The organism is Nocardia sp. NPDC056564, assembly GCF_042793755.1.
GTDB lineage: Bacteria > Actinomycetota > Actinomycetes > Mycobacteriales > Mycobacteriaceae > Nocardia.
Window position 1 is genome coordinate 759,505 of the sequence record NZ_JBHTUR010000001.1, and the last position, 23,038, is coordinate 782,542.

Below are 23,038 nucleotides of genomic sequence, written 5' to 3' on the forward strand. Positions count from 1 at the left end.
AGCCACGCCCGGCGAAACTCGGCTCAGGATTTGGTGAGCGTCGTTCCGCGCCGCCCGGACATCCGGCGAACGAGGATGGGCACGACGGCCGTGGCGACGAAGAGCGCCGCGGCGACCGCGATGAAGTAGAGCAGCGATCCGTTGCGGCCGAAGCGAGGCAGGAAGGCGACTTGCTGGCCGGTTGCGGCGACGGCGTTGAGGAACGGCGCGTAGGCCTGCAGGGTGAACCCGTGGGGGAGCAGATTGAGGGAGTTCTCCGCCACGTAGACCCAGAACAGCAGGACGGCGACCGCGGCGGACGGGGTGCGGATCAATGACCCGACCGCGACGCCCGCCCCACACGCGGCGAACGCGTAGATCGGGACGGTCCAGAGGAACCGGATACCGGCGGAGTCGGTGATGTCCACGTCCCCGTAGATCTGGGGAAACTGGAGTGGCAGCGTGACCATGACGACGACCAGCAGAACAGCGGTCGAGATCGCCGCGATGGCGCCGTAGTAGATCCAGCGGGCCAGCGCGGCCGTCCAGGATCGGGGAAACAGGAAGCCATTGAGATCGCTTGTCTGACCGCGCCATTGGGTCGCGTGGGCGTAGGCGGCGGTGACCATCATGACCGACACGGACAGGGTGATCACCCAGTACACGGAATTCGTGGTGGAGACCGCGGCCACGTAACTCTGTCCGGGGACACTGGCGAGTCGTTCCGCGACGGCGGCGATGCCGAAGGTGACGATCAGCGGGAGCAGGAAGGTCAGGGGTACCGCAGCGGTCCACAGGAAGCTGCGTCCAGTGGTGCGGGTCCATTCGGCGGCGATGCCGCGGCGGATCAGGGTGGCCGGGCCGGGGCCGTTCACGGGGCCATGCCGAACGCGCGCTGGGTGGGCAGGCCGGCGATGCGCAGGTAGGCGTCTTCGAGGCTGGTCTCGCCGGGACCGAGCGTGTTCATGAGGTCGGTGAACGGCTGGTCGGTCAGAATGCGCTGGTTGCCGAGGATCACGATCTGGTCGGCGTTGCGTTCGACCTCGTCGAGCAGGTGGGAGGCGACCAGGACACAGGTTCCGGCATCGGCGAGGTCGCGCAGCAACTCGCGGATCCAGCGGATACCCGCGATGTCGAGGCCGTTGAGCGGTTCGTCGAGCAGCAGGGTTCGCGGCTCGGAGAGCAACGCGGCGGCGATGCCGACCCGCTGGAGCATGCCGAGCGAATAGTGCCCGAGCCGGCGATCGGCGACCGAGGCGAGGTCGACGATGTCGAGGACGTCGCCGACCCGGCCGCTGGGAACCCCACGGGCGCGGGCGATCCAGCGGAGGTGCCTGCGCGCGGTATGGCGTGGGTCGAAGGCACGGTAGTTGAGGTGCATGCCGAGCGTCGCCGGTGTGGTGTGGTGGGCCCGGACGAGGGTGCCGTCGACCCGGACGGTGCCGAGGGCGGGCGCGATGATGCCGCAGATGCACCGCAGCAGGGTGGTCTTGCCGGTGCCGTTGAGACCGATCAGGTAGGTGAGTGCCCCGTCCGCGACGGTCAGTTCGGGGACCTCGAGCACCGTCACGCCCGGATAGCTCAGCGTGAGGTCACGGATCTCGATCACGGCGCCCGCAGCCGGTCAGAAGTCGCAGGCGATCGCCAGTCCGACGGCCTTGATGCCCTCGCACACGGAGCTGTTGGACAGCTTCCAGACACCGTCGATCCGCTTCCAGACCACGCGCGCGACCAGATCCGGTCGTCCCGCCGATTTGCTGCGCAGCATCGCGGTGTGCACGTCGCCGTTGTGGGTTTCGGGACCGGTGATGTCGTTCGACCCGATCGGGGCGCGGAACAGGCCGGAGTTGTAGAGGGTGCGTGCCACCACGACCGCCCGCATGCCGCCTTCCATGTTGGCGGCCTTGGCCTCGTCGGAGGCGGGCTGTTCGATCAGGAACGCGACCTGGGCATCGAGATCGTCCAGGGTGGGCACCTCTTTGGTGATGAGGAACTCGCCGGGAGCTGCGGCGGCGTCAGGGGCATTGGCAACCGAAGTGCCGGTGACGGCGACCGCTACGATCGCCGGCACGATACCGGCGACAATTTTGAGGGTCTTCATCTTTCATCCTCTGATTTGACTGAGAAAATGCCTGACGCATCATCGAATGTTCAGGCGGCCAAGAATATTCGCGTGTACGAGATTACTCCTGTTTCGGCCGTTTTCTCAGGGTTTGCGGCCGATTGCGCCGTCCATCACCATTCGAGTCCGCGGCAGGTCGGGACGGAGCCACTGCTGTACCGGCACCACGCCGGGTTCGAACAACTCGAACCCGGCGAGGAATGCCTCTGTTTGTTTCGCGGATCGGAATTCGACTTGGGCCGAAGTGTTCTTGGTGCCCTCCAGTACCTGGAGTATCTCCGGGGAGGAGTCGAGGGAGCCGTGGGTGATTGCCAGGTAGCTGCCCGGTGCCATCTGATCGCGGAAGGTGGCGAGGATCGCGGCGGGATCCTCGACGTCCATGACGTAATGCAGCACGCCGATGAGCAGGATCGCCACGGGCTCGCTGAAGTCGATCAGGGATTTGGTCTTCAGCTGATCGATGATGTCGTGCGGATGACGGATGTCGCCGAGTAGTGCTGTGACACCACGGGGGTCGGCCAGCAGCGCCTCGCAATGGACGTGCACCACCGGGTCGTAGTCCACGTACACCACCCGCGCGGTCGGGGCGATCTCCCAGGCCGCCTCGTGCACGTTGGGCGAGTTCGGGATGCCCGAGCCGAGATCGATGAACTGACGGATGCCCGCGTCCGCGGCCATCTGGACCGCTTTGAGCGCGAAGCTCCGGGCGAACCAGGCCACGGTCTTGACTTCGGGTGCCTCGGAGAGCATTTGGTCGGCAATGTCCCGGTCGGTGTCGCGATTGTCCTTTCCGCCTAACAGGTAGTCGTACACCCGGGCAGAATTAGCCTGATCGGCTTTGAACGGTTTCGGTGTTCGGTCGTTTGCCGACACCGCCCCTTCGGTTCCTTCGACCACAGGTGTAACCGTAGCCGATCGCTACCGTGGGTGGGTACTCCTTCGCGGATCTGCTGCTCGGATGTGGTCGATTGCCCGACTGACGCGCTGCTCTGCTGGTCCGAACCGGCCCCTCGGTTCGGACCTTCGCCGAACGATGTTCCGACACAATGTTTTACGCCTCTGTTTCCGCCAGGGCGACTGCGTGTGCTACCGCGGAGCGCGCCCGGTCGACGGTCGCATAGCGGCCGAGGCCGCAGGGGGACGCGACATCCAACCGGCCGCCGTAGGCCGACTCCGCCGCCGCCAGCGCCCGCCGTGCTTGCGCGAGCGGCTGCGCCGGATGGGCGAGCCCGGCGACGACCCGCGTCGGGGCAGGCAGTTCGAGGCGCGCCAACGGCGCGTAGTACCGCGGCCGGACCGGCGCCTGCTTACCGTCGCCGATGGGGAGGTGCACGAAATCGAGATGCCTTCCCGCGGGCCAGTATCGCGCGATCGCGTTGGCCAGCGCGACGACCGGCGCCGCCGACCGCGGCGATACGACCGGCTTGCCCTCGAGGCTCCCGTAACACAGGTGTATACCGAAGCGGGAATCATGAGGTGCGCGCGCGACGAGGCGTGCGATCGCTCGACCCGCCGCGGTGGCCGGACCCTGCCGCAGGCCGGCGGGTGTCCCCGTGCAGATGAGCGTCTCCGCCGGCAGTTCGAGTTGGAATACGACCTTGTCCCGCAACGCTTCATGGATGCGGACGATCTCCCGGACCGTGGCGTCGAGTAGCGGGCGGTAGTAGGGGAAGCCGCGGTCGCCGTGGCCGGTCGAGCGCCGATGTCGCACCAGCATCCGCGCCTCGAAGGCGATGAATCCGATGACGAACGGCGTCGGAATGCCTACTTGCAGGCGAAGTCCGGGATCGGTGCGGCGCACGTCGGCCAGCGCGTCCATGGTCCGCGCGGCCTCCGCCGCATAGCCGAGCGCGGCATCGACATCGGCCTCGGCCAGCGACCGGCCCGGCCGGAGCCGAAACGTGTCGCGGGACCGCAGCGTCGACCAGTCACCGCTGCGCACGGGCGCCAGCGCCGGAATCGTGCCGAGCCGGTCGATGATGGGTCTGACGTACCACTGGGCGCGATAGGGCTCCGCTTCGCCGCCCGGTACCAGGCCGTCCAGGAATTCGCCCGCGTTGTCGACGGCGAATGCCATTGCCTTTTCCGGACTGTCCAACTCCGGGGGCAAGCTGCCCACGAAGTGAATCCTGCGCTGAGGCTGCACAGCGTCAGTCTCGCACATCGACCGTCACCGGAACGTGGCGTTCCCGGCGCTCTGCGCAGGTTTGCCAGTCCGGGTGCACAGAACTACCCGTACTGAACCGAGCTGGCTGAGTGCCGAATCCTCCTCGGCCGCAGTCGCTCCGGCGGCCGAATCGGCGTTACTGCTCGGTAAGGACGTGCCGATCACGTCCGGCGCCATGCTCGGCAGCGGCCATCGGCACGCTCAATGCGGTGGGCAGTACTAGAGCGCCCGTCCAACTTTCGGTGGCGTCATGCAGGATGTCGAGCAGGGGCGGCCCGGGTGCCGTCACGAGGTATCCGGATGGACTGGGCCAGGCCGGCCAGGGTGGTGGTTTCGCTGGGACCGGTGGCGCGTTGGTTCCGGAAGGTCAGCGCGAGCACGCGACAGGCACGCGCCCGACCCGGGGCAGCGTGCGCGCCACGCTGGCGAAGCCGGGAAGCGAGAGTGGGATCGCGGCGACGATCGGCGCAGCGCTGGTCGTAGCGCGTCGGGCGGCCAGCGGCAGCGTCATGCCCGTGCAACCGGGTGAGCACGGGTGCCCATGCCCTGCTTGCTGAGAGTGCTTGGCAGCCAGGCGATTACGGTGTAGCGGCAAGCGATTACCAGCCCATGCGGCGGGACGCCTTCCATGCGAACACGGTTGACGTGGTGTCTTGGCTTGTGCCCCTTGATATTTCATGCGGTCGGCTATTCGGACTCCGCGCAGCCGGGGCGGTCATCCGGCTAGCGCGGCGAAGGCGATGACCCCGGGTCGGGGCGTAGTGCCAGCCCTCGGCCATGACCCTGGCGAGCCGCGCGGAGATGCCCACGGCGGCGGCCGATCCCATGGGGCCACGTAGCGAGCGCTGACGCTAGGTATCACCGGGGAAAGGACAGTACGGGACTTGGTCTCGTCGCAGGTGTACGGTGATGGGACAAAGTCTCATCACCCTGCTGGAGGTAATCATGAGCCGAGCCGTCGTCTACGAGACGTTCGGAGGTCCCGAGGTCCTGGAGGTGCGAGAGGTTCCGGAACCGCATGCCGGGCCCGGTGCGATCCGGGTCCGGGTCATGGCCGCCGGTCTGAATCCCATGGACTGGGGGATCGCCGCGCGACCTGAGCTGGCGGCCCAGTTCGGCGTCACCGTTCCCGCCGGCTTCGGGTACGACTTCGCCGGAATCGTCGACGAGGTCGGCACCGGCGCAACGGGTTTCGCGGTGGGGGACCGGGTCCACGGCGGCGCGATGGGTAGGGCCGTCGCCGATTTCCTGCTGGTCGAAACACCGCCGTCGGCGACCGAGATGGTGTGGCACACGCCGGACGGCATCGGCGACGAGGTGGCGGCCACGCTTCCGGTGGCCGGGATGACCGCCGCCGCCGCGCTGGCGGCGATCGAGGTGCGGCCCGGCGACACCGTGCTGATCGGCGGCGCCGCGGGCGGGGTGGGCGTCTTCGCCGTACAGCTCGCGAAACTGGCCGGTGCCACGGTGATCGGGACGGCATCGGCGAGCACCTTCGAGTTCCTGCGCGAGCTCGGCGTCGAGCCCGTGGCCTACGGTCCCGGATTGGCGGACCGGGTGCGCACGCTGGGCGTGACCGCGGCGACCGATCTGTTCGGCACCGAAACCGCCGAGGCCGCGCTCGCGCTCGGCGTACCGCCCGAGCGGATCTCCACCGTCGCCGCGGGTCCCAACCCGCCCGGCGGCGTGCGCGCGACGGGCGGATTCGACGCGAGCCCGGATGCCATGGCCCACCTCTGCGCCGCGATCGGCGCCGGCGCGATCACCGTGCCGGTAGCGGCGACCTTCCCGATCGAGCAGATCCGGGATGCCGTGATCCAGCAGGCCGGCCGCCACGTGCACGGCAAGATCGTCATCACGCTGTGAGCGTGGCGATGGCCTTCTCGATGCGCCGTTGACGCGTCTCGGGCTTCTTCGCGCTTTCGATGGCGTGGACATGCTCGCGCTTACGGCTGTAGGCGAGCCTGTCGTACGCGGCGCGAGCGGCGGGATCATCGTCCAGGGCGCGGGCGAAGTCCGGCGGCTCGACGATGACCCGCGGCTCGGTGTCGAGTTCGAGCTCCACCTCGACGGTGTCGCCGACCGCGACACCCGCGGCCTTCCGGTTGGCATTGCTGAGGCCGAGCAGATAACGGCCGCGCATGAGGGCGACCCGGCTCTTCCACGAATGCCCGTTGAGGGTGATCGTCACCGGCGGTCGCGCGCCCTCGCCGAGCGCAGCCACCACCTCCGGTGGAACCTCCAGGCCGCGCATGGGCTCGGGGGGTTCGACGAGGGTCCGGAACTTCATGCTTGTTCTCCTCTCTGGGTGGCCGGCGCACCGGCGGGGATCAGTTCGCCGCCTTCGCGACCAGTGCGCCGATCATCTGCTCGTCGGCGGGCGTGAGGCCGGTGAGGGCGAAGGAGGTGGGCCAGAGGGTCCCCTCGTCGAGGGCGGCCTTGTCCTCGAAACCGAGGGTGGCGTACCGGGATTTGAACTTCTCGGCGGATTTGAAGAAGCAGACGATCTTGCCGTCCTTGGCGTAGGCGGGCATGCCGTACCAGGTCTTGGGGGTCAGGTGCGGGGCGTGCTCGGTGACGATGGCGTGAATGCGCTCGGCCAGCGCGCGGTCGGAGTCGTTCATCTCGGCGATCTTGGCCAGGACGTCCGCGGTGCCGTCGGCCTTGGTGGCGCGGGCGCCGCGGCGAGCCGCGGTCCCCAGCTCCTGGGCGTGGGCCTTCATGGCCGCGCGTTCCTCGGCGGAGAAGCCGACGGAGGGCGTGTTCTTGGCGGTGCGAGTGGTCATTGCGGTTTCCTTCGTGTGCTTGTGCGGGTTGGTTTCGATGGGCGAACGCGTCAGCGATCTTGGAGCAGACCGACGACGTTGCCGTCGGGATCGAGGACCTCGGCGACCCGGCGGCCCTCGCCGACATCGCGCAGGGCCTGCTTCACCGTGGCTCCTGCCGCGGTCAGCTCGGCCAGCTTGGCCTCGATATCGGACACCTCCCAGTAGATGACCGGGGTGGTGATGGCCTGTGGGCCCCCGTCGGGGACGAGGCCGATGTGGTGGCCGTCGAGCTCGAAACCCACGTAGTAGGTGCCCTCGATCTGCGGCGGCACGCCGAGTAGGGCGGTGTACACCGCCGTGGCCGTGGCCAGGTCGGACACGGGGTGCAGCACGGTCTTGATGCCCTTGGCTGCGGTGGTGCTCATGGCTGCTCCTGAGTCTTCGTGTTCGGTGCTGTTCGGTATGAGAAAACGGTATGTCCGGCGGGGCGCCGGGACATCCGTGGTGACCACGGAGCGCGCCACGGAGATGCTCCCGCGCGCCCCCCGCGGTCGTACGTGAGAATGTGGGCGTGTCGAAGTCGAAGCTGGGGATCTCGGATCGTGAGGCCGAGGTGCTCGCCCTGGTGGGGCAACATCGCAGCAATGCCGAGATCGCCGCACAGCTGTTCATTTCCGTGCGCACCGTCGAGACCCATGTCTCCGCGCTGCTGCGCAAGGTCGGGGTCGCCGACCGGCGGGCGCTGGCCGGGCGGGCGGCGGAGTTCGGGCCCATCGAGGACGGCGGCGCGCAGGCTGCCGCCCTGCCCGTGCCGCTGACCTCGTTCGTCGGCCGCGAACGGGAGCGTGCCGCGCTGCGCGACGCCGTGCGAGCGCATCGGCAGGTGACCGCGCTTGGGCCCGGCGGCGTCGGCAAGACACGACTGGCGCTTGCGGTCGCCGCGGACCTGGCCACTGAATTCACCGGCGGCGCATGGTTTGTCGACCTGGTGCCGGTGACCGATCCGGCAATGGCCGGCGCCGCGGTGGCGCGGGCGCTGCGGCTCGGCGAGCAGCAGGGCCGCGGTCTCGACGAGTCGGTGTCGGCCGCACTGGGGGAGCGGCGGGTGCTTTTGCTGCTCGACAATTGCGAGCATCTGCGCGACGGGGTGGCGCCGTTCATCGAACACCTGCTCGCGCAGTGTCCCAACGTGACGGTGCTGGCCACCAGCCGTGCGCGGCTCATGGTGCCGTTCGAGCAGGTCTTCACGGTGCCGCCGCTGTCGCTCGGCGAGGACGCCGTGGCGTTGTTTCTGGATCGGGCCGCGGCGCTGGGCTGGCCCGTGGACGCCGAGCAGTCGGCGCGGGTGCACGAGATCTGCGGCCGGCTCGACGGGCTGGCGCTGGCCATCGAACTCGCGGCCGCGCGGCTGCCCACGCTCGGTCTCGACGGGCTCAGCGCGAGCCTCGCGGATCCGTTACGGCTTCTCGTCGGTGGCCGCCGGGCCGACGAACGGCATCGATCCGTGCGCGCCATGCTGGATTGGAGTCAGGCGCTGCTGACCGCCGAGGACCGGTGCGTGCTGCGGCGGGTCGCGGTGTTCGCCGCGCCGTTCACCGCCGCCGACGCCATGGCGGTGGCGGGGTCGGCGGAACTGGATCCGATTGCGGTCGCCGACGGGTTGGCCCGGCTCACCGAGCAAAGCCTGCTCACCATGGTGCCCTCCCCGCGCGGCACCCGGTACCGGGCGTTGGAGACCATCCGCCAATACGAACGCGAGGCACTTGCCGCCGCGGGTGAACTCGACGAAGTCCTTGCGCGGCATCTGCATTGGTGTTCGACGATCGCCGACCAACTGATCACCGATCCGGCCTCGGCGACCCGCGACTGGCAACGCGCGTTCGATGCCGTCGCCGACGACATGCGCGCGGCACTGGCCTGGGTGGCGGCGCTGCCGGAGCGTCGGGCCGACGCATACGATCTGGCGATTTCCTTGGCGCGGTTGGCTTTTGCCCGCAATCTGATCGGTGAGTCGCAACGTCGCTATGATGAGGCGGCGGCGCTCACCGATGACCCGGCCGCGGCCGCTGCGGCGTTACGGAGCGCCGCTGAGGTGGCGGGGTGCCGGATGCGTGGCGAGGACATGTATCGCCGGTATCGCGCCGCCGGCGAAATCGCCAGCAGTGCCGGCGATTCCGCGTCAGCCGCGCGGGATCTGGCCACCGCGGCGATCACCGCCTACCGCATGTCCGACACCTTCGCGCAGCCGGTCGCGGCGGGCGAGGCCGCGGCGTTGCTGTCGGCGGCGCGCGAACTGGCCGGTGCGGACCCTGCGGCGCTGGCCGCGGTGGCACTGGCCGAATGCGGGGTGCTCGCCGATCCCGGCGATCGGCCGGACACGCCCGCGGCGATCACCTCTGCCGATACCGCCGCTGCCACTCTGCCCGAATCGGAAACGACTGTCCCGGTGGCGATCTCGCGCGCGCGGCGGGCGGTGGACCTGGCCGATCGCACCGGCGACCCGTTCGCGCGCAGCGCGGCCCTCGACGCCCTCGCCGCAGCGCAATGCTGGGTCGGGGACATCTTCGCCGCCGCCGAGACCACCCAGCGGCGAGTCGCCCTGCTGGCCGCCATGCCGCACACGCCGGCCAGCGCGCTCGAACACGTCAACGCGTTGTCCGAGGCGGCCGAGATCGGGATCGGCGTCGGTGATCTTCGGGGTTCTCATCGCTGGGCCGAACAGTTGCGTGACCTGCCGTTGCTGGCCGAGCGTGGCGATTTCGCCACCTCCGCGCTCCTGGTGGTGGCCGCGCTGGCCGGCCATATCGATGAAGTGCTCACGGCGAGTGGACGATTCATCGATGCGTGGGAGCTCTCCGGCCGGCCCTATGCGCCCAGTCTCGCGCCGGCCGCCGCGGCCGTCGCGATGGCCCACGGACTGCGCGGCGACGACGCCGCGCGCGCCGAGTGGCTGGCCATCGCGGACACCCTGGACGGCGCGTCCGGCCATCGTTTCGCCTACCGTGCTGTTTTCGATGCCATCGTGCTGCTCGACCGCCGCCAACCCGAGCGGGCATTGGCCGAATTGGCCAGCGAGCCGGACGCATTGGACGAGCGCGCCCTCTGGATCTGGCGGCACTGGTATGTCGCCCTGCGCGCCGAAGCCGCCGTCTCGGCCGGCCATCCGGATGCCCGCGGCTTCGTTGCCGCGGCGCGGACTACAGTGTCCGGCAACCCGATGGCCGGTGCGATCGTCGAGCGGGCCGCCGCCCTGCTCGAAGCCGACGGCGGAATCTGACCCCCCGACTCAGGCCGTCGCCTCCCACAGGTAGCCGTCCGGGTCGGTGAACGAGCCGATGCCGCTGTCCATCACGATGCCGTGCGAACCGCTGCCGTCCAGGTCGACCCCCGCCTCCTTGGCGGCGGCCTTGCGCGGGTACAGCGCCAAAGTGACCGGCGAGCCCTGATTCTCGAACTCGGCGTACTTGCCGCCGAAGCTCTTCGACACGGTCAGTCCGCGATCGGCGTACACCTGCTTGCTGGCCTTCACGTCCGTCACGCCCATCAGCAGCACCATGTCGTCGATCTCGCGGGTGAACGGGCCCACGTCCTTCTTCTTCGAGGTGGCGATCTTCCAGATCGTCCCCTCCGGCGCCTGCACCACCGCGCTGTAACCCCACAGGCTCTTCTTCGCGGGCTTGCGGACAGTGAATCCGGCGTCCACCGCGGTGCCAACCAGGCTGTCGACGGTGGAGGGCTGCGAAACCACCAGGGACAGAATGAATCCGCGGAAGCCGGCGCTCGGCGTCTGTGCGGCCCGGAACCCGAGCCGGTCACCCAGACCGAACGCGGCGTCGTAGATCGCGGCCGCGGCCGCGGGGTCGGCCACCTCGAGCTGAATGGTGATGTCGGTGCTGGTCTTCGTGTTGTTTTCCATGCCGATAACGCTAGATTCGGCCCGCCCCGGTCACATCCGTGCCGACCACGGAACACGCCACGGAGCGTCGGTAGGTGGTGCCATCCAGCGCTGCCCGAGCCGGCGCGGCGGCCGGAAACCGCCGCGCCGTCCCGAGACTCGACCTAGTTCCGCGCGGCCAGGATCTGGGTGAGGTAGTCCGGGGTGCCGTCGATGCGTTGCAGGTGCGGGAAACGGAGGCCGTCGTGATAGTTCACTTCGACGGTCCGCGTCTGATCGAAGTCCTTCACCTGCAATCGGATCGGTGCCGGGTTGGTCTTGGCCGCCTCGATCGCGGCCTCCATCGTGGCTTGGGAGTAGGGGGCGTCGTTGACCGAAACCACCGTCATCCCGGTGCCGACCTTCGCCTTGAACGCGGGTCCGTCCCAGCGCACGTCGGTGACCTTGCCCGCACCGGACACGTTGAGGCCGATCGAGTAGGTGTAGTTGACGGCGCCCTCGGCCTGTTTCAGCTGAGCCGTGAGCAGGGCACCCGGGTTGTTGTCGTAGACCAACTTCCACCCGGTCTTCTCGACACTCGACGCGAAGGACTCCTTTCCGTCGAGGCGATCGCGCAGGTACTTCGCCCAATCGTCGGTGACCACGCCGTTCAGCGTCGAGACGACATCGTCGAAGTCGTAGGTGTTCTGTGCTTCCCACTTACCGTCGTCGACGCCGAAGAACGCGCGCGCGAAATCATCGAGTGACTTCGTGTTCCCCGACAATTCGCGGATTCGCGCGTCCACCCCCAGCCACACCAATTGCCCGCCCTGGTAGTAATCCTCGCTGAGCTGCCACGACCGATACGGTTTCGTCCGCCGCTGCGCGATGATCGGGTCGTTGGTGGTGTCCTGCAGGGTGCGCCAGCCGAGTCCGGGCCGGTTGTCGGTGTATGCGGCGACCACCGATGCCAATGCGTCACGAGAGATTTCCGCGGGGCGCAAGCCGGAGCGGCCGGTGAGCACGTTGCCCCAATACTGTGTCTGTCCCTCGTAGACCCACAACAGGCTGTCCTGCATCGGGACGTTGTAGTTGGGCGTCCACAGGTCGGCCGGGCGCCGGAACTTGCCGTTCCAGGAATGGGTGTACTCGTGCCCGAGCAGATCGGCGCTGCCGACCTCGGGGTTCCACGCGGTGAAATAGTCCGGGGGCTGGCCGTTCTCGCTGGATCGCTGGTGTTCCAGTCCGTTGGAACTGAGCTGATCCGACAACGAGAGCAGGAAGTCGTAGTGGTCGTAGTGCTGCGAGCCGTAGAGTTTCACTGCCTGTTGCACCAGCGCCTTGTGCAGCTCGATGTGCTCCGGCTTGGCCGCGAGCTGTTCCGGTGCGTCGGCGAATACTTGCAGTCGCACAGGGGTTTTCGCACCGGGAGCCAGATCGAACTCCTTGTGATAGCGCCCCGCGTACACGGGCGAATCGACGAGGATGTCCAACGGAACCGACTTGTAATTGACGGTGTCGCCGTCCTTGCCCGCGACCTCCAGCGCCGTTCCGGCCTCGAATCCCGGCGGGTAGGTGACGCTCGGGTTGAACGGAATCTCACTGGCGGGCACACCGGCCGGATAGAGGACGACGGCATTCCACTGCAAATTCAGCATATTCGGCGTCATCACCACGCGACCCTGGCTGGAATCGGTGGGGGTGAGGTATTGGAAGCTCGCGTCGACCGACTCCACACCGTCGGGCACAGTGACCTTGAACGCGTACACGTTCAGCGGATCACGCTTCCACTCCAGTTTGTTCCCGTTGCCGGTGAAGGTGATGCCGCCGATCTTGTCGATCGGACCGGAGGGCGAGTGGCTGCCGGGCAGCCACTGCGGAAAAAGCAAATCCAGGTTGCCCGACTGAACGGGGATCTTCTGTTTCACCTGAATCACGCGCTGCGGCAGATTGGTCATATCGACCGCCACCGAGATGGCTTTCTGATTCGCCCGGGTTTCATCGGACTTGGTGCGCAAGCCGAAATACAGCGAGCCCGCCAGGATGATGACCACCACGACGCCGATAGCGCCAAAAATACGAGTCTTGGACAACGACACTCCCCGAGTAACACGCAATGCCCGCCCCCGGCGGCTGGTGTTCATCGGCCGAGGATGGGACCTACCGATACAACTTCGCCTACGCTGCGGTCGCCTGCCTCATCTCCTCCTCCGACGTCGACACTTCGAACGGTTCGGGTCGGCAAGCGTCCCGTGGTTACTGAACTAACGGTCGATGCTACGAGGGTTGGTATCGCCGTGTGCGCGGAGTGAGTGTGGGCTGTGTCATAGCGTGTCGCGCGGCGCACAGCGCCCGCCGACGCTTTCTAGGCTTCGACCGTGCGAAGCCCGTTGCCGTACTTCCTCGCCGCTCGCGCGCTGAGCATCCTCGGCGATCGCGTCACCGACATCGTCCTTCCGTTGGCCGTCCTTGCCGCTTCCGGGTCCGCGGTGACGGCAGGCGTTGTCGGGGCGGTGGCGCAATTGCCGCAGGTCCTGGCAGCGCTGCAGGTCGGCGGCATGGTGGATCGCCGCGAACGTAAGGGCCTGATGGTGACCGCCGACATCGTCCGCGCGGCCGTCTACGTCGCGATCGGCGCGGAGGTGCTGCTCGGCGGGGCGCGGCTGATTCCGCTGGTGCTGCTCGCCCTGATCGTCGGCGTCGGCGACGCGGTGTTCCACGCGGCGGCGGGCAGCTACCTGCCGAGCCTGGTCGCGTACCGAGACCTCATGCGCGCCAACGGTTCAGTGGAAGGCGCGGACGCCGCCGCGACGCTGGCCGGTCCGGGCGTCGGGGGTTGGCTGCTGCAGGCGCTGGGGCCGATGGCGGCGTTCACGGCTAATGCGGCGAGTTTCCTGGCTTCGGCACTACTGTTGGCCCGGTTGCCGAAAAGTATTCCAGCACAGGGGGAGTCCGGTAGCGACGAGTCCGTGCTGGCCGGGCTGCGGTTGGTACGGCGCGACCGGAAGCAGACGGTACTGATGGCGAGCGCGTGCTACCTGAACCTGCTCGCGGCAGCGGCGTTGCTGCCCTTTCTGTTCCGCGGCAACGAGGAACTGCACCTCACCCCGCTCACGACCGGACTCGTCCTTTCGGCCTCGGGTGTCGGCGGCCTCATCAGCAGCTTCGTCCTCGCCCGGCGTTGCGACACCGCCCGCTGGCCACGGCTGCTGGCAGCGGTGCTGTCGGTCAATGGCGCTGCGGTCGGCGCGCTCGCGCTCTTCGACGCACCGCTGGGGCTGGCGGTGGCGGTGCTGATCGTCGACGGCGCCTCCGCGCTCGGCTTCATCGTGGTCGCGACGATCCGGCAACGCATTACCCCGGATGCGCTGCGGGGCCGGGTAATCGCCGCCAGCACCGCCGCGACCGCCGCCACCCGCATGCTCGCCCTGGCCGTCACGGGCGCGCTGATCGACCTCGCCGGCCCGCGACCGGTCCTGCTCGGCCTGGCCGCCCTGGCCCTGCCATTCGTTGCTCTGCTCACCAGCTCGCGCCACCACTGAGGCATGTTGCGGCGGAAGGGCTCGGCCGATGCTGCACACCCGGGCACGTTCATCGACCGTGGTCTAACCCGGATCGGTTCGCGCGGAACCGATCTCCCCGGATCTGCCGTCGGCTGACTCGGCTCGGGCGAGCACTTCCGCGGCCACCTCGGCGAAGGCGCGGACCGCGGCGTTCTCCATACTGGTGACCCAGACGAGGGCGCTTTCCACCGCCGGATTCCCTTGCAGCGGAACATGAGTCACGTCCGGATGGTGGTAGTAGTTCACGAAGGACGCCGAAGTCGGATGGACCACTTCGCCTCCCGCGATGCGATGCAGGATGTCGCTGGTGGTCGCGATCGGCGAGCCGCGCCGGATCGGCCGCCCCGCCGGAGTGGTAAGTGGAAAGTACTTCTCGTACAAGGCTTTCGGGATATCGCCCCGTGGTATGACCGCGTAGTCGCCGAGATCCTCGAGCGTCGCGTATCCGCGCACGGCGAGTCGGTGCCCGGCGTGCACCAGCAGAATGCTCGGTTCACGGCTCATGATGGGGCCGATGGTCAGATCGGGTTCCATGATCGGCTGCCGATGGCACATCAGGTGATAGACGCCGGTGCGCAGGCGAGCGAACTCGCCGGGAAACTCCTCGGTCACCGTGAGCCGGCAGTCGGGAAACCGGCCGGTGAATTCCCGGACGATCGTGGTGAAGTGGCGACCCGCCATCGCGTAACTCGCCAGGCAGACCCGCAATTCGCCGCTGACGCCGATCGACAGCCGGTCTGCCTCGGTACACTGAATTCGCATGACCGCCAACGGGATCGAGATCACCGCGGACCTGGTCCGGGACCTGCTGCGGGAGCAACACCCCGACCTGGCCGGCCTGGCCATTCGCGAGGTGGCGGGCGGCTGGGGCAACCAGATGTGGCGCCTCGGAGACGAGTTCGCCGTGCGCATGCAGCGCATGGACCCGACCCCGGAGCTCCAGCTCAAAGAGCGGCGATGGCTACCCGTGCTGGCCCCGCGCCTGCCGCTGCCCGTGCCGACGCCGGTGCGGTTCGGTGCGCCGTCCGAGCGCTTCCCCATGCACTGGACGGTGGTGACGTGGGTTCCCGGCGAGCCGCTGGACCACGGCACGATCACCCGCGGTGCGCATGCGGCGGACGCGCTGGCGAGCTTTCTCCGGGCATTGCACCTGGAGGCGCCCGCCGACGCGCCGGTCGGCAGAGACCGTGGAGCCCATCCGGAGAACTGCACCGACGGCTTCGAGAACCTCCTCCTGGCCGTCGCTCCGGACGACCCGGCGGCCGTCCGGGCAGTCTGGGCGGCCGCCGTCGCGGCCGACGCGTGGGCGGGGCCGTCGGTGTGGGTGCACGGCGACCTCCATCCCGCGAACGTCGTCGTTTCGGCCGGAACACTCTCCGGCGTAATCGATTTCGGTGACCTGTTCGCCGGCGATCCGGCGTGGGATCTCGCCGCCGCCTGGGTGCTGCTGCCCGCGGGCAATGCCGCCCGATTCTTCGACAGCTACGCGCAAGCAGACGACGCGTCGATTCGGCGCGCCCGTGGGCTGGCCGCCATGAAGAGCCTCTTCCTGATGCTCATGGGACAGAACGGAGATCGAGGCCTCCCCGGCGGCAAGCCGCATTGGGGACCAGCGGGCCGAGCCGCCCTCGATCGTGTTCTGCGCGGCGTTTGACTCAGTGGCGTAACGCTTTTCGTGCGGGGCTGCGGATTGTGGCGTGCGTTGTGCCGGAGTTCAGGGGGCAACAGCCGTTGTGGGAGAAGGACATCGGGGGTTCGATGAAGTTGATCTACCTGGTGCGGTATCAGTCCGGCAGCAGGTGTGTCACGAGGGTGCGTGCCCACTCGGGGGTCAGGGGGTCGTTGGTGAAGACGGCGCGGTAGTAGAGGGGAGCGAGCACGGCGTCCGTGGTGCGTTCGAGGGTGGGGGCCGGGTTTCCCCGGGCCTGTTCGCGGTCGAGGATGGCCTCGAGTTGCTGCTGGCGTTCGCCGCGGCAGGCGGCGGAGCCCTGTTCGCCGCCGATGCCGATGGTGGCGCGGACCAGGGCGAGGGTGTCGGGGTCGCACAGGTCCCTGGCCAGGTCGCACGCGTAGCGCTCCAGGTCGCCGCGCAGGCTTCCGGTGTCCGGCACCACGATGTCGCCGGAGAAGCGGCTGGTCGCGACGTCGGCGAGCAATTCGCCCACCGAGCCCCAGCGGCGGTAGACGGTCGTGGCGTGGACGCCCGCGCGGGCGGCTACGGCGGGGATGGTCAGTTGTTCGGCGACCTCGCTGGTGATCAACTCCTCGGCCGCCCGATGCACGGCCGCGCGGACGCGGGCGGACCGCCCACCAGGTCTGCTTCCTGCGTGGGACGGAGCGGGGTTCGCCGACATGTGTCCATTATTGCACTGATCATTGCTTTTTTATTGCAATGATCGATGCGTTTAGCTAGGCTGGGGCCACTAACGCAACGATCACTGCGAGGTTTGCATGACGACTCCAGGTAGGACCAAGCGGAACCGTGAGGTTCAGCGATCCGGCCACACGACGATCCGATACACAGCCAGCGGTCCGGCAACGGGTCCGATCCTGGTGCTCATCCACGGCTGGGGTTGCGACCGTAGCGATTTCGACGCGGTGACCGACCATCTGCCCGACCGCTACCGGGTGCTCGCGATCGACCTCGCCGAGCACGGCGAATCGCGGTCGACCAGGGACGTCTGGACGATCGAGGAGTTCGCTCATGATGTGGCCGCGGTGCTGCGAGCCGAGTCGGCGCACGCGGTGATCGTGGCCGGGCACTCGCATGGCGGCGCGGTCGCCGTCGAGGTCGGCCGGTTGTTCCCCGACCTGGTTTCGCAGGTGGTCGCGCTCGACGCGCTGCACTATCTGTCGCTGTTCCCCGCGTTGGGCGACGAGCAGACCGAGGCGATGGTGCGCATGTTCCGCACGGACTTCGCCGGTTCGGTGCGTGGTCTCGTCGAGGGGGGTTCGCCCGCCGGAACGGACCGGGCACTGCGGGATGCGTACTTCGAGAAAATGGTCGCGGTGCGGCAACCCGCCGGGCTGCGGGCCATCGAGGGCCTGATCCACTGGGACATGGACGCCGCGCTGCGCGAAACCACGCCGCCGATCACCGTTTTCGCGATCCGTGAGCTGGTGACCCAGGAGGCGATCGACCGCTACGCGGACCGCCTCGACATCGTGCTCATCGACCTGGGCAGCCATCACTTCCAGGTGGAGGACCCCGAAGGAACGGCGAAGCTGCTGGCCGGCGTGCAAGAACGAGTGCGGCTGTGACCGGCTCGGACTTCACCAGACCCGAGTTGAGCCCGCTGCGCTTGCGGGAGGTCACTTTTCCCAATCGCGTGTGGATGTCCCCGATGGCTCAGTACGCCGCGGGCCCGGACGGAAAACCGACCGACTGGCACCTCGTGCACTACGGCGCCCGCGCCGTCGGTGCGGTCGGTCTGATCATGGTCGAGGCGAGTGCGGTGGGCCCACTGCACCGGACCACCACCGCGGACCTCGGCATCTGGAACGAGGATCAAGCCGCCGCACACCGTCGCCTGACCGCGTTCATCCGCGAGCGCGGCACGGTTCCCGGGATTCAGTTGCAGGCCGCGGGCCGGAAAGGGTCGCATCAACTGCCCTGGGTGGGTGCGGGGCAGAACGGTTCGGTGGGTGCGGCCGACGGTGGCTGGCCGACGTTCGGTCCCTCCGCAATTCCGTTCGGCGACTTGGCCGTACCCAGGGAAGCCGACCACGCCGACATCGATGAGGTGGTCGAAGCCTTCGCCCGGGCGGCCAGGATGGCCGATCTGGCCGGGTATCGGGTGGTGGAGATCCAGGCCGCGCACGGATACCTCCTGCACGAGTTCCTTTCCCCGCTGTCCAACCGCCGGACCGACGAATACGGCGGCAGTCCGCAGAACCGGATGCGCCTCGCGTTGCGGGTCGCCCGTGCCGTCCGCGATGCCTTCCCGGCCGGCAACCCGGTCTCCGTCCGGATCACCGCCACCGATTGGCTCGACGGCGGTCTCACGATCGACGACGCGGTGCTGTTCGCCAAGGAACTCGCGGCGGTGGGGATCGATCTCCTCGACGTCACCTCCGGGCTGGTGGTGCGGGATCAGCGAGCGCGGCCGCCGGTGCGGTCCGGGGTCCACGTCGAGTTCGCGGGAATGCTCAGGGGCGCAACGGGACTCGCGGTCACCACGGTCGGGCAGATCGAGGACGTGTCGCTGATCGGCCGACTGGTGGCGAACGGCGAGGTGGACGCCGCGATGCTGGGCCGCTCGCTGCTCCGCGACCCGTACTTCGCGCTGCGCACGCCGCCGACCGATAGAACAGCCTGGCCCGACCAGTACCAACGCGCTCTTTGACGTTGTGCACGCCTGACCCTCGACCCCGGGCTGAACCGATCGGAGTGAATTGAGTCTTGCGTAGTTAATATTAACCATGCAAGACTGAAGTCATGAGCACACCTTCTTACCTCGCCCAAACCGCCGTCCCGCTGATCTGGCCGCTGGTCGCGGTCGTCGGCGGCCTCGTCGCCACCCGACACAGCGCCTCCCGGCAGGCGGCGCTGGAAACCTGGCAGCGGTGGTGGGCCGTCGTCGCACTCGGTTTCGGCAGCCTGTGGATGACGATCACGTTCCTCGCGGTGCCGGACGTCATGGCCACCGCGATCGGCTTCGACTCGACCCCGTTCCAGTTCGAGATCGCCTTCGCCAACCTCGGCCTCGCCGTCATGGGCTTCCGTGCCGTCTCGGCCACGGCCCGCGAACGCATCACCATCGGCCTCGGCGCCGGAATGTTCCTGTGGGGCGCGCTGATCGGCCACGTCTACCAGTGGTTCGCCAATGGCGACCACGAGCCGGGCAACACCGGGGGAGTCCTGGTCTGCGACCTCCTCTTGCCTGCGGTCATGATCGTCCTCGCCCGCCGCGCGCAACACCTGGCCGCCACCGAGCAGCCCCGGGCTACCGCCGCGGTTCAGTCTTAACCGGACAAGACCCGGTTATGCTCGAACGCGTGGACGATGGACTCGGAGACTTGCTGCATCGCGTGGTGTACCTACTCGGCGAAGCGGCCCGGCGGCGGATGGACGACACCTCCGGGCTGAGCTACAGCCAGACACGGCTGCTGGGGACGCTGGAAGACATCGAACCGGTAACCCAGCACCGACTGGCCCAGGCGCTGGCGGTCTCCGACCCGGCCGTCAGCCGCGCACTTCGCCCCCTGGAAGAAGCCGGATTCGTCAAGGTCGACATCGACCCCGAGCACAAACGGCGGCGCCTGGTCCGCCTCACCGAGGCCGGCCGCACCGCCTTCCACACCACCGACAAGCCCCTGCTCGACGAACTGCGCACCGCCCTGCTCGCCGCCGGCTTCCCCTACGACCGCTACCTGCAGGACACCCTCGCACTGGCCAAGCTCCTCGAACCGTCCCGCTAGCGTCAGTCGAAGTCCGGCGGCGGTCCGACGCCGCGCCGGACCTGCCCGAGGGTCTCGGCCACGATCGCGGCGCCCCGCGAGCACTGCCCGCCCCGAGACCGATGATTTTCGCGGCCGTCCCGGGTCTACACAGCAGATCGATCCGAAACCCGGGAGGAACCGTGACCGAGAAGACCACCAGCCCACTGCCACCCGTCGTCGACCGGCAAACCTGGCAGGCCGCGCTCGACGAATTGCGGGTGCGGGAGAAGGCCGCCACCCGCGAACTCGACGCCATCGCCGCCCAGCGCCGCAGGCTGCCGATGGTCGAACTGCCGGACTACACGCTGATCGGCGCGGACGGCCCGGTCCGGCTGGTCGACGTGTTCGACGGGCGGTCCCAGCTCATCGTCTACAACCACATGTGGTCCGACGGCGCGGAGTGGCAGTGCGGCGGCTGCACCGGGCTCACCTCGCAGTACGTCCGTCTGGATCTGCTGGCGAACTACGACGCGCGTTTCGTCATCGTCACCAACGGCCCGATCGAGGAAGCGCTGGCCTACAAGACCAAGGTCGGCAACAAGATGGACTGGTACTCCTCGGCGCAAAGCTCGTTCGGCGCGGACGTGGATGCGCCGCCCGGTGCCGGCTTCGGCGTGAACGTCTTCCTCCGCGACGGCGACACCGTCTATCGCACCTGGCACACCAACGGCCGCGGCACCGAGCAGCTCAGCTACACCTTCGCCTTGATCGACATCCTGCCGTGGGGCCGCCAGGAGGAATGGCAGGATTCCCCCGACGGCTGGCCGAAGGCGCCCACCTACTCCAAGTGGCTCGACTCGCCCGAGGTCGCCCGCCTTTACGGTCCGAACGGCGAAAAGGCCTAGGAGGCAGCGAGATCCACGTTGCCGGGCGCGGATGATCACTGCTCGATCCGGATGACCGCTCAGGAGACGAAGCGTGGGGTGCCTGCGCGTGCGCCCGCCCCGATCTGCACCAGGGAAAGCGCCACCAGCAGGATCAATACGGAGGTCCAGGCGTGGGTGAGGTCGTGCAGCGCGCCGGCCAGGACCGGGCCGACCGCGCAGAGGGCGAACCCGGCGATCTGGCTCATCGCGGTCAGTTTCGCCGTTGTCTGGGCGTCGTGCGACCGGAGGATGGGCAGCGAGTAGCCGATCGCGGTGCCCGCGCCCAGCCCCACGCCGAGCAGGATCATCCAGGCGACCGCGCCGCCGGTCGGCGAAATCAGCAGGCCGGCAAAGGCAATGGCCAGCACGGCTCCGGTCGAGGTCGCGGCCCAGACCTGCCGTTCGCTCCGGTTCACCAGGATGGACATGGCCAGCGCGGAGGGAACCGCGACCAGATTGGCCACCGAGAGCATGCCGCCCGCCACCGAGGCGTTCATTCCGGCATCCACGAGAATCGTTGGCAGCCACGCGGAAACGGTATAGAACAGCAGCGCCGGCATGGCGAAGAAGATGGTCACCGCCCAGGCCAGCGGCTGCCGCCACAGGCTGCGCGGGGTGGCCTCCGTCGCGGATCCGGCGTCCGCGTCGCCGCGAACGCGCAACTGCGGCAACCAGACCAGCCACGCGATCACCACGGGGACGGCCCACAGGCCCAGCGTCGCCCGCCAGCCGAACCCGGTGGCATCCTGCAGCGGCAGCGTGATTCCGGACGCCGCGGCCGCGCCGGTGTACAGCGACATGGTGTAGAGCCCGGTCAGCAGCCCGACGTGCGCGGGGTGATCGCGCTTGATCGCGGCGGGCACCAGGACGTTGCCGACGGTGATGGCCAGACCGATGATCGCCGTCCCCGCGAACAGCGCGGGCACGCCGGGCAGCAGCCGAATACCGAAGCCGGCCAGCAACACCAGCAGCGCGAAGCCGATGGTGCGGTTGAGCCCGAGTGCGCGTCCGATGCGCGGCGTCAGCCCGGAGAAACCCACCCAGCAGGCGATCGGCACCGCCACCAGCAGGCTGGCGACGGTGCTGTTGAAGCCTTCCTGCTGTTGCACCTGCGGCATCAACGTCGAGATGGCCGTGATCGGTGGCCGCAGGTTCAGCGCGACCAGCGATACGCCGACGGCTACCAGCCAGATCGGCACCGCCACCGCGGATGTCGCCGGGACCTGCGCGGTGTTCGTTGTCGAGTCGGCCCTCACTGGCCCTCGATCGTCACCGTCGACCAATCGAACGTGAGCTCCTCGAGTATGTCCAGCTCGCTGCAGAACTTGTGCAGCCCACTGAAATTGGACAGCAACCGCTTCGCCGACGGGTCGTGTTCGACCTCGCGCAGCATCTCGTGTCCGCCGTCGAACCCGACCAGATCGACGATCCGGTGCCAGGTCGGAAAGTTGTTCGCGGCGAACGCTTCCAGCCCGTCGACCATAGCCTCCCGGAACAGGGCGCGTTCAGCCGGACCTAACCGGTGATACACCGCCTTGGCGATCTCGTCGGCGATCGAGGAGTGGCAGTACTCGTCGCGGTTGTGCATGGTCGCGGTGACCTTGTTGATCGGCTGGATCTCGTCGTCCTCGGCGATCAGATCGAGGTAGGAGTTGATCGAGATCTCGGCGACCGTGGTGAAGGCGAGCGCGCTGAGATCGCGCTGCCAGCGGTGCTCGCTGCGTGCCATCCGCTGCCGGAGCCGGGAGGCCTTGTGCCCGAGCGGGAGTGCGGTCTCTGGCATTCGCCAGCCGCGCCGGCGGCGCATCACCGAGCTGGCGTTGAGGTGCATCAGGGTGTGGTACTGCTCGTCGAGCATCGCCTGGGTCATGCTGGTGGTCAGCGTCTCCAGCTCCAGGCCGGTGTCGAAGGTGTCGTCGATGACCAGCGCGAAGGTCGGATTCACCACGTGCTGTTCGGTGTCCATGATGTGCTTGTTGAACGCCACCCAGCCCCAGCCGAGCAAGCGTGCCCGGAGATCGGGATCCATGGCCTGGTAGGTCGGATGGTCCCGGAACGGGATGAGGCCCTCCGGATAGTCGGGCCGTTCGGGTTCGAACAGTTCGTCCAGATCGGGCTCGGGGCGCTTCACCATCGCGCGCCGGTGCCAGTTCGCGGTGAGCCTGCTGATCACCGCGTTCTCGACCGGGTCGTCGGGGTTGTGCTCCGGTAGCGACGGCACGGCGGTACCGCCTCCGGGATATTGCGGCACAGTCAC

23 protein-coding genes are annotated in these 23,038 nt (G+C 68.3%); 9 read left to right on the top strand and 14 right to left on the bottom strand.

The window, feature by feature from the left end:
• Nucleotides 1-23: 23 nt before the first annotated feature.
• From ACFQ9K_RS03345 to ACFQ9K_RS03365, 5 genes are all read right to left on the bottom strand, one after another.
• The gene (locus ACFQ9K_RS03345; RefSeq protein WP_378717562.1) at nt 24-854 is read right to left on the bottom strand and encodes an ABC transporter permease; all 831 of its coding nucleotides are present in this window, start codon (nt 852-854) and stop codon (nt 24-26) included.
• Entirely contained in the window at nt 851-1,588 is a 738-nt protein-coding gene (locus ACFQ9K_RS03350; RefSeq protein WP_378717564.1) for an ABC transporter ATP-binding protein, read from the bottom strand. The genes ACFQ9K_RS03345 and ACFQ9K_RS03350 overlap by 4 nt, the downstream gene beginning before the upstream one ends.
• 15 nt (nt 1,589-1,603) lie before the next feature.
• The gene (locus ACFQ9K_RS03355) at nt 1,604-2,080 is read right to left on the bottom strand and encodes a hypothetical protein (protein ID WP_378717566.1); all 477 of its coding nucleotides are present in this window, start codon (nt 2,078-2,080) and stop codon (nt 1,604-1,606) included.
• 105 nt (nt 2,081-2,185) lie between these two features.
• On the bottom strand, nt 2,186-2,998 hold the full coding sequence (locus ACFQ9K_RS03360; RefSeq protein ID WP_378717568.1) for an SAM-dependent methyltransferase: 813 nt from the start codon (nt 2,996-2,998) through the stop codon (nt 2,186-2,188).
• Nucleotides 2,999-3,152: 154 nt separating this feature from the next.
• A complete protein-coding gene (locus tag ACFQ9K_RS03365) occupies nt 3,153-4,220 on the bottom strand; it encodes a hypothetical protein (RefSeq protein ID WP_378717570.1) in 1,068 nt (355 codons plus the stop codon).
• Nucleotides 4,221-5,213: 993 nt separating this feature from the next.
• Between ACFQ9K_RS03365 and ACFQ9K_RS03370 the strand changes: the two genes are divergently transcribed.
• Nucleotides 5,214-6,134 (top strand): NADP-dependent oxidoreductase, encoded by a 921-nt coding sequence (locus ACFQ9K_RS03370; RefSeq protein ID WP_378717575.1) that lies wholly within the window; start codon nt 5,214-5,216, stop codon nt 6,132-6,134.
• On the opposite strand, the gene ACFQ9K_RS03375 is transcribed toward ACFQ9K_RS03370, so the two are convergent.
• The 3 genes from ACFQ9K_RS03375 to ACFQ9K_RS03385 are packed head-to-tail and all read right to left on the bottom strand — an operon-like array spanning nt 6,124 to nt 7,461.
• Nucleotides 6,124-6,558 carry a YdeI/OmpD-associated family protein gene (locus ACFQ9K_RS03375; protein ID WP_378717571.1) on the bottom strand — a complete coding sequence of 145 codons (435 nt, stop codon included), beginning with the start codon at nt 6,556-6,558 and terminating at the stop codon, nt 6,124-6,126. The genes ACFQ9K_RS03370 and ACFQ9K_RS03375 overlap by 11 nt on opposite strands.
• A 40-nt stretch (nt 6,559-6,598) precedes the next feature.
• Nucleotides 6,599-7,054, bottom strand: coding sequence for an iron chaperone (locus ACFQ9K_RS03380; RefSeq protein ID WP_378982747.1), 456 nt, complete (start codon nt 7,052-7,054; stop codon nt 6,599-6,601).
• 50 nt (nt 7,055-7,104) lie between these two features.
• Complete coding sequence (locus tag ACFQ9K_RS03385; protein WP_378718511.1) at nt 7,105-7,461, bottom strand: VOC family protein; 357 nt, start codon at nt 7,459-7,461, stop codon at nt 7,105-7,107.
• Between the two features lie 146 nt (nt 7,462-7,607).
• On the opposite strand from ACFQ9K_RS03385, the gene ACFQ9K_RS03390 reads away from it, so the two are divergent.
• The gene (locus ACFQ9K_RS03390) at nt 7,608-10,313 is read left to right on the top strand and encodes an ATP-binding protein (protein ID WP_378982750.1); all 2,706 of its coding nucleotides are present in this window, start codon (nt 7,608-7,610) and stop codon (nt 10,311-10,313) included.
• Between the two features lie 9 nt (nt 10,314-10,322).
• Here ACFQ9K_RS03390 and ACFQ9K_RS03395 read toward each other — a convergent pair whose 3' ends face one another.
• Nucleotides 10,323-10,952 (bottom strand): glyoxalase, encoded by a 630-nt coding sequence (locus tag ACFQ9K_RS03395; protein ID WP_378718508.1) that lies wholly within the window; start codon nt 10,950-10,952, stop codon nt 10,323-10,325.
• 143 nt (nt 10,953-11,095) lie between these two features.
• Nucleotides 11,096-13,009, bottom strand: a complete 1,914-nt coding sequence (locus ACFQ9K_RS03400) for a M61 family metallopeptidase (protein ID WP_378718514.1) — start codon at nt 13,007-13,009, stop codon at nt 11,096-11,098.
• 279 nt (nt 13,010-13,288) lie between these two features.
• Here ACFQ9K_RS03400 and ACFQ9K_RS03405 point away from each other — a divergent pair, with 279 nt between their 5' ends.
• The gene (locus tag ACFQ9K_RS03405) at nt 13,289-14,452 is read left to right on the top strand and encodes an MFS transporter (RefSeq protein ID WP_378718507.1); all 1,164 of its coding nucleotides are present in this window, start codon (nt 13,289-13,291) and stop codon (nt 14,450-14,452) included.
• Nucleotides 14,453-14,515: 63 nt separating this feature from the next.
• Here ACFQ9K_RS03405 and ACFQ9K_RS03410 read toward each other — a convergent pair whose 3' ends face one another.
• Nucleotides 14,516-15,235: a LysR substrate-binding domain-containing protein gene (locus ACFQ9K_RS03410; protein WP_378718505.1), complete on the bottom strand. Its 720-nt coding sequence runs from the start codon at nt 15,233-15,235 to the stop codon at nt 14,516-14,518.
• Between ACFQ9K_RS03410 and ACFQ9K_RS03415 the strand changes: the two genes are divergently transcribed.
• Nucleotides 15,234-16,127, top strand: a complete 894-nt coding sequence (locus ACFQ9K_RS03415) for an aminoglycoside phosphotransferase family protein (protein ID WP_378718503.1) — start codon at nt 15,234-15,236, stop codon at nt 16,125-16,127. The two genes, ACFQ9K_RS03410 and ACFQ9K_RS03415, sit on opposite strands and share 2 nt — an antisense overlap.
• 130 nt (nt 16,128-16,257) lie before the next feature.
• Here ACFQ9K_RS03415 and ACFQ9K_RS03420 read toward each other — a convergent pair whose 3' ends face one another.
• The gene (locus ACFQ9K_RS03420; protein WP_378718501.1) at nt 16,258-16,827 is read right to left on the bottom strand and encodes a TetR/AcrR family transcriptional regulator C-terminal ligand-binding domain-containing protein; all 570 of its coding nucleotides are present in this window, start codon (nt 16,825-16,827) and stop codon (nt 16,258-16,260) included.
• A 97-nt stretch (nt 16,828-16,924) separates the two neighbouring features.
• On the opposite strand from ACFQ9K_RS03420, the gene ACFQ9K_RS03425 reads away from it, so the two are divergent.
• The 5 genes from ACFQ9K_RS03425 (at nt 16,925) to ACFQ9K_RS03445 (ending at nt 20,760) form a co-directional block, all read left to right on the top strand.
• The gene (locus tag ACFQ9K_RS03425; protein WP_378718498.1) at nt 16,925-17,734 is read left to right on the top strand and encodes an alpha/beta fold hydrolase; all 810 of its coding nucleotides are present in this window, start codon (nt 16,925-16,927) and stop codon (nt 17,732-17,734) included.
• Nucleotides 17,731-18,819 (top strand): NADH:flavin oxidoreductase/NADH oxidase, encoded by a 1,089-nt coding sequence (locus ACFQ9K_RS03430; RefSeq protein WP_378718496.1) that lies wholly within the window; start codon nt 17,731-17,733, stop codon nt 18,817-18,819. The genes ACFQ9K_RS03425 and ACFQ9K_RS03430 overlap by 4 nt, the downstream gene beginning before the upstream one ends.
• Before the next feature lie 92 nt (nt 18,820-18,911).
• Entirely contained in the window at nt 18,912-19,442 is a 531-nt protein-coding gene (locus tag ACFQ9K_RS03435; protein ID WP_378718494.1) for a DUF6790 family protein, read from the top strand.
• Nucleotides 19,443-19,471: 29 nt separating this feature from the next.
• Nucleotides 19,472-19,894 (top strand): MarR family winged helix-turn-helix transcriptional regulator, encoded by a 423-nt coding sequence (locus tag ACFQ9K_RS03440; RefSeq protein ID WP_378718492.1) that lies wholly within the window; start codon nt 19,472-19,474, stop codon nt 19,892-19,894.
• A gap of 161 nt (nt 19,895-20,055) precedes the next feature.
• Nucleotides 20,056-20,760, top strand: coding sequence for a DUF899 domain-containing protein (locus ACFQ9K_RS03445; protein WP_378718489.1), 705 nt, complete (start codon nt 20,056-20,058; stop codon nt 20,758-20,760).
• A 59-nt stretch (nt 20,761-20,819) separates the two neighbouring features.
• Here ACFQ9K_RS03445 and ACFQ9K_RS03450 read toward each other — a convergent pair whose 3' ends face one another.
• A complete protein-coding gene (locus tag ACFQ9K_RS03450) occupies nt 20,820-22,037 on the bottom strand; it encodes a CynX/NimT family MFS transporter (protein ID WP_378718487.1) in 1,218 nt (405 codons plus the stop codon).
• Nucleotides 22,034-23,038 (bottom strand): diiron oxygenase, encoded by a 1,005-nt coding sequence (locus ACFQ9K_RS03455; protein WP_378718485.1) that lies wholly within the window; start codon nt 23,036-23,038, stop codon nt 22,034-22,036. Before ACFQ9K_RS03455 ends, ACFQ9K_RS03450 begins: the two co-directional genes overlap by 4 nt.

Coding starts and splice junctions, on each gene's coding strand:
- ACFQ9K_RS03425 (WP_378718498.1), top strand. CDS start 16,925: ATGACGACTCCAGGTAGGACCAAGCGGAACCGTGAGGTTCAGCGATCC.
- ACFQ9K_RS03420 (WP_378718501.1), bottom strand. CDS start 16,827: ATGTCGGCGAACCCCGCTCCGTCCCACGCAGGAAGCAGACCTGGTGGG.
- ACFQ9K_RS03375 (WP_378717571.1), bottom strand. CDS start 6,558: ATGAAGTTCCGGACCCTCGTCGAACCCCCCGAGCCCATGCGCGGCCTG.
- ACFQ9K_RS03385 (WP_378718511.1), bottom strand. CDS start 7,461: ATGAGCACCACCGCAGCCAAGGGCATCAAGACCGTGCTGCACCCCGTG.
- ACFQ9K_RS03415 (WP_378718503.1), top strand. CDS start 15,234: ATGACCGCCAACGGGATCGAGATCACCGCGGACCTGGTCCGGGACCTG.
- ACFQ9K_RS03380 (WP_378982747.1), bottom strand. CDS start 7,054: ATGACCACTCGCACCGCCAAGAACACGCCCTCCGTCGGCTTCTCCGCC.
- ACFQ9K_RS03435 (WP_378718494.1), top strand. CDS start 18,912: ATGAGCACACCTTCTTACCTCGCCCAAACCGCCGTCCCGCTGATCTGG.
- ACFQ9K_RS03410 (WP_378718505.1), bottom strand. CDS start 15,235: ATGCGAATTCAGTGTACCGAGGCAGACCGGCTGTCGATCGGCGTCAGC.
- ACFQ9K_RS03395 (WP_378718508.1), bottom strand. CDS start 10,952: ATGGAAAACAACACGAAGACCAGCACCGACATCACCATTCAGCTCGAG.
- ACFQ9K_RS03355 (WP_378717566.1), bottom strand. CDS start 2,080: ATGAAGACCCTCAAAATTGTCGCCGGTATCGTGCCGGCGATCGTAGCG.
- ACFQ9K_RS03370 (WP_378717575.1), top strand. CDS start 5,214: ATGAGCCGAGCCGTCGTCTACGAGACGTTCGGAGGTCCCGAGGTCCTG.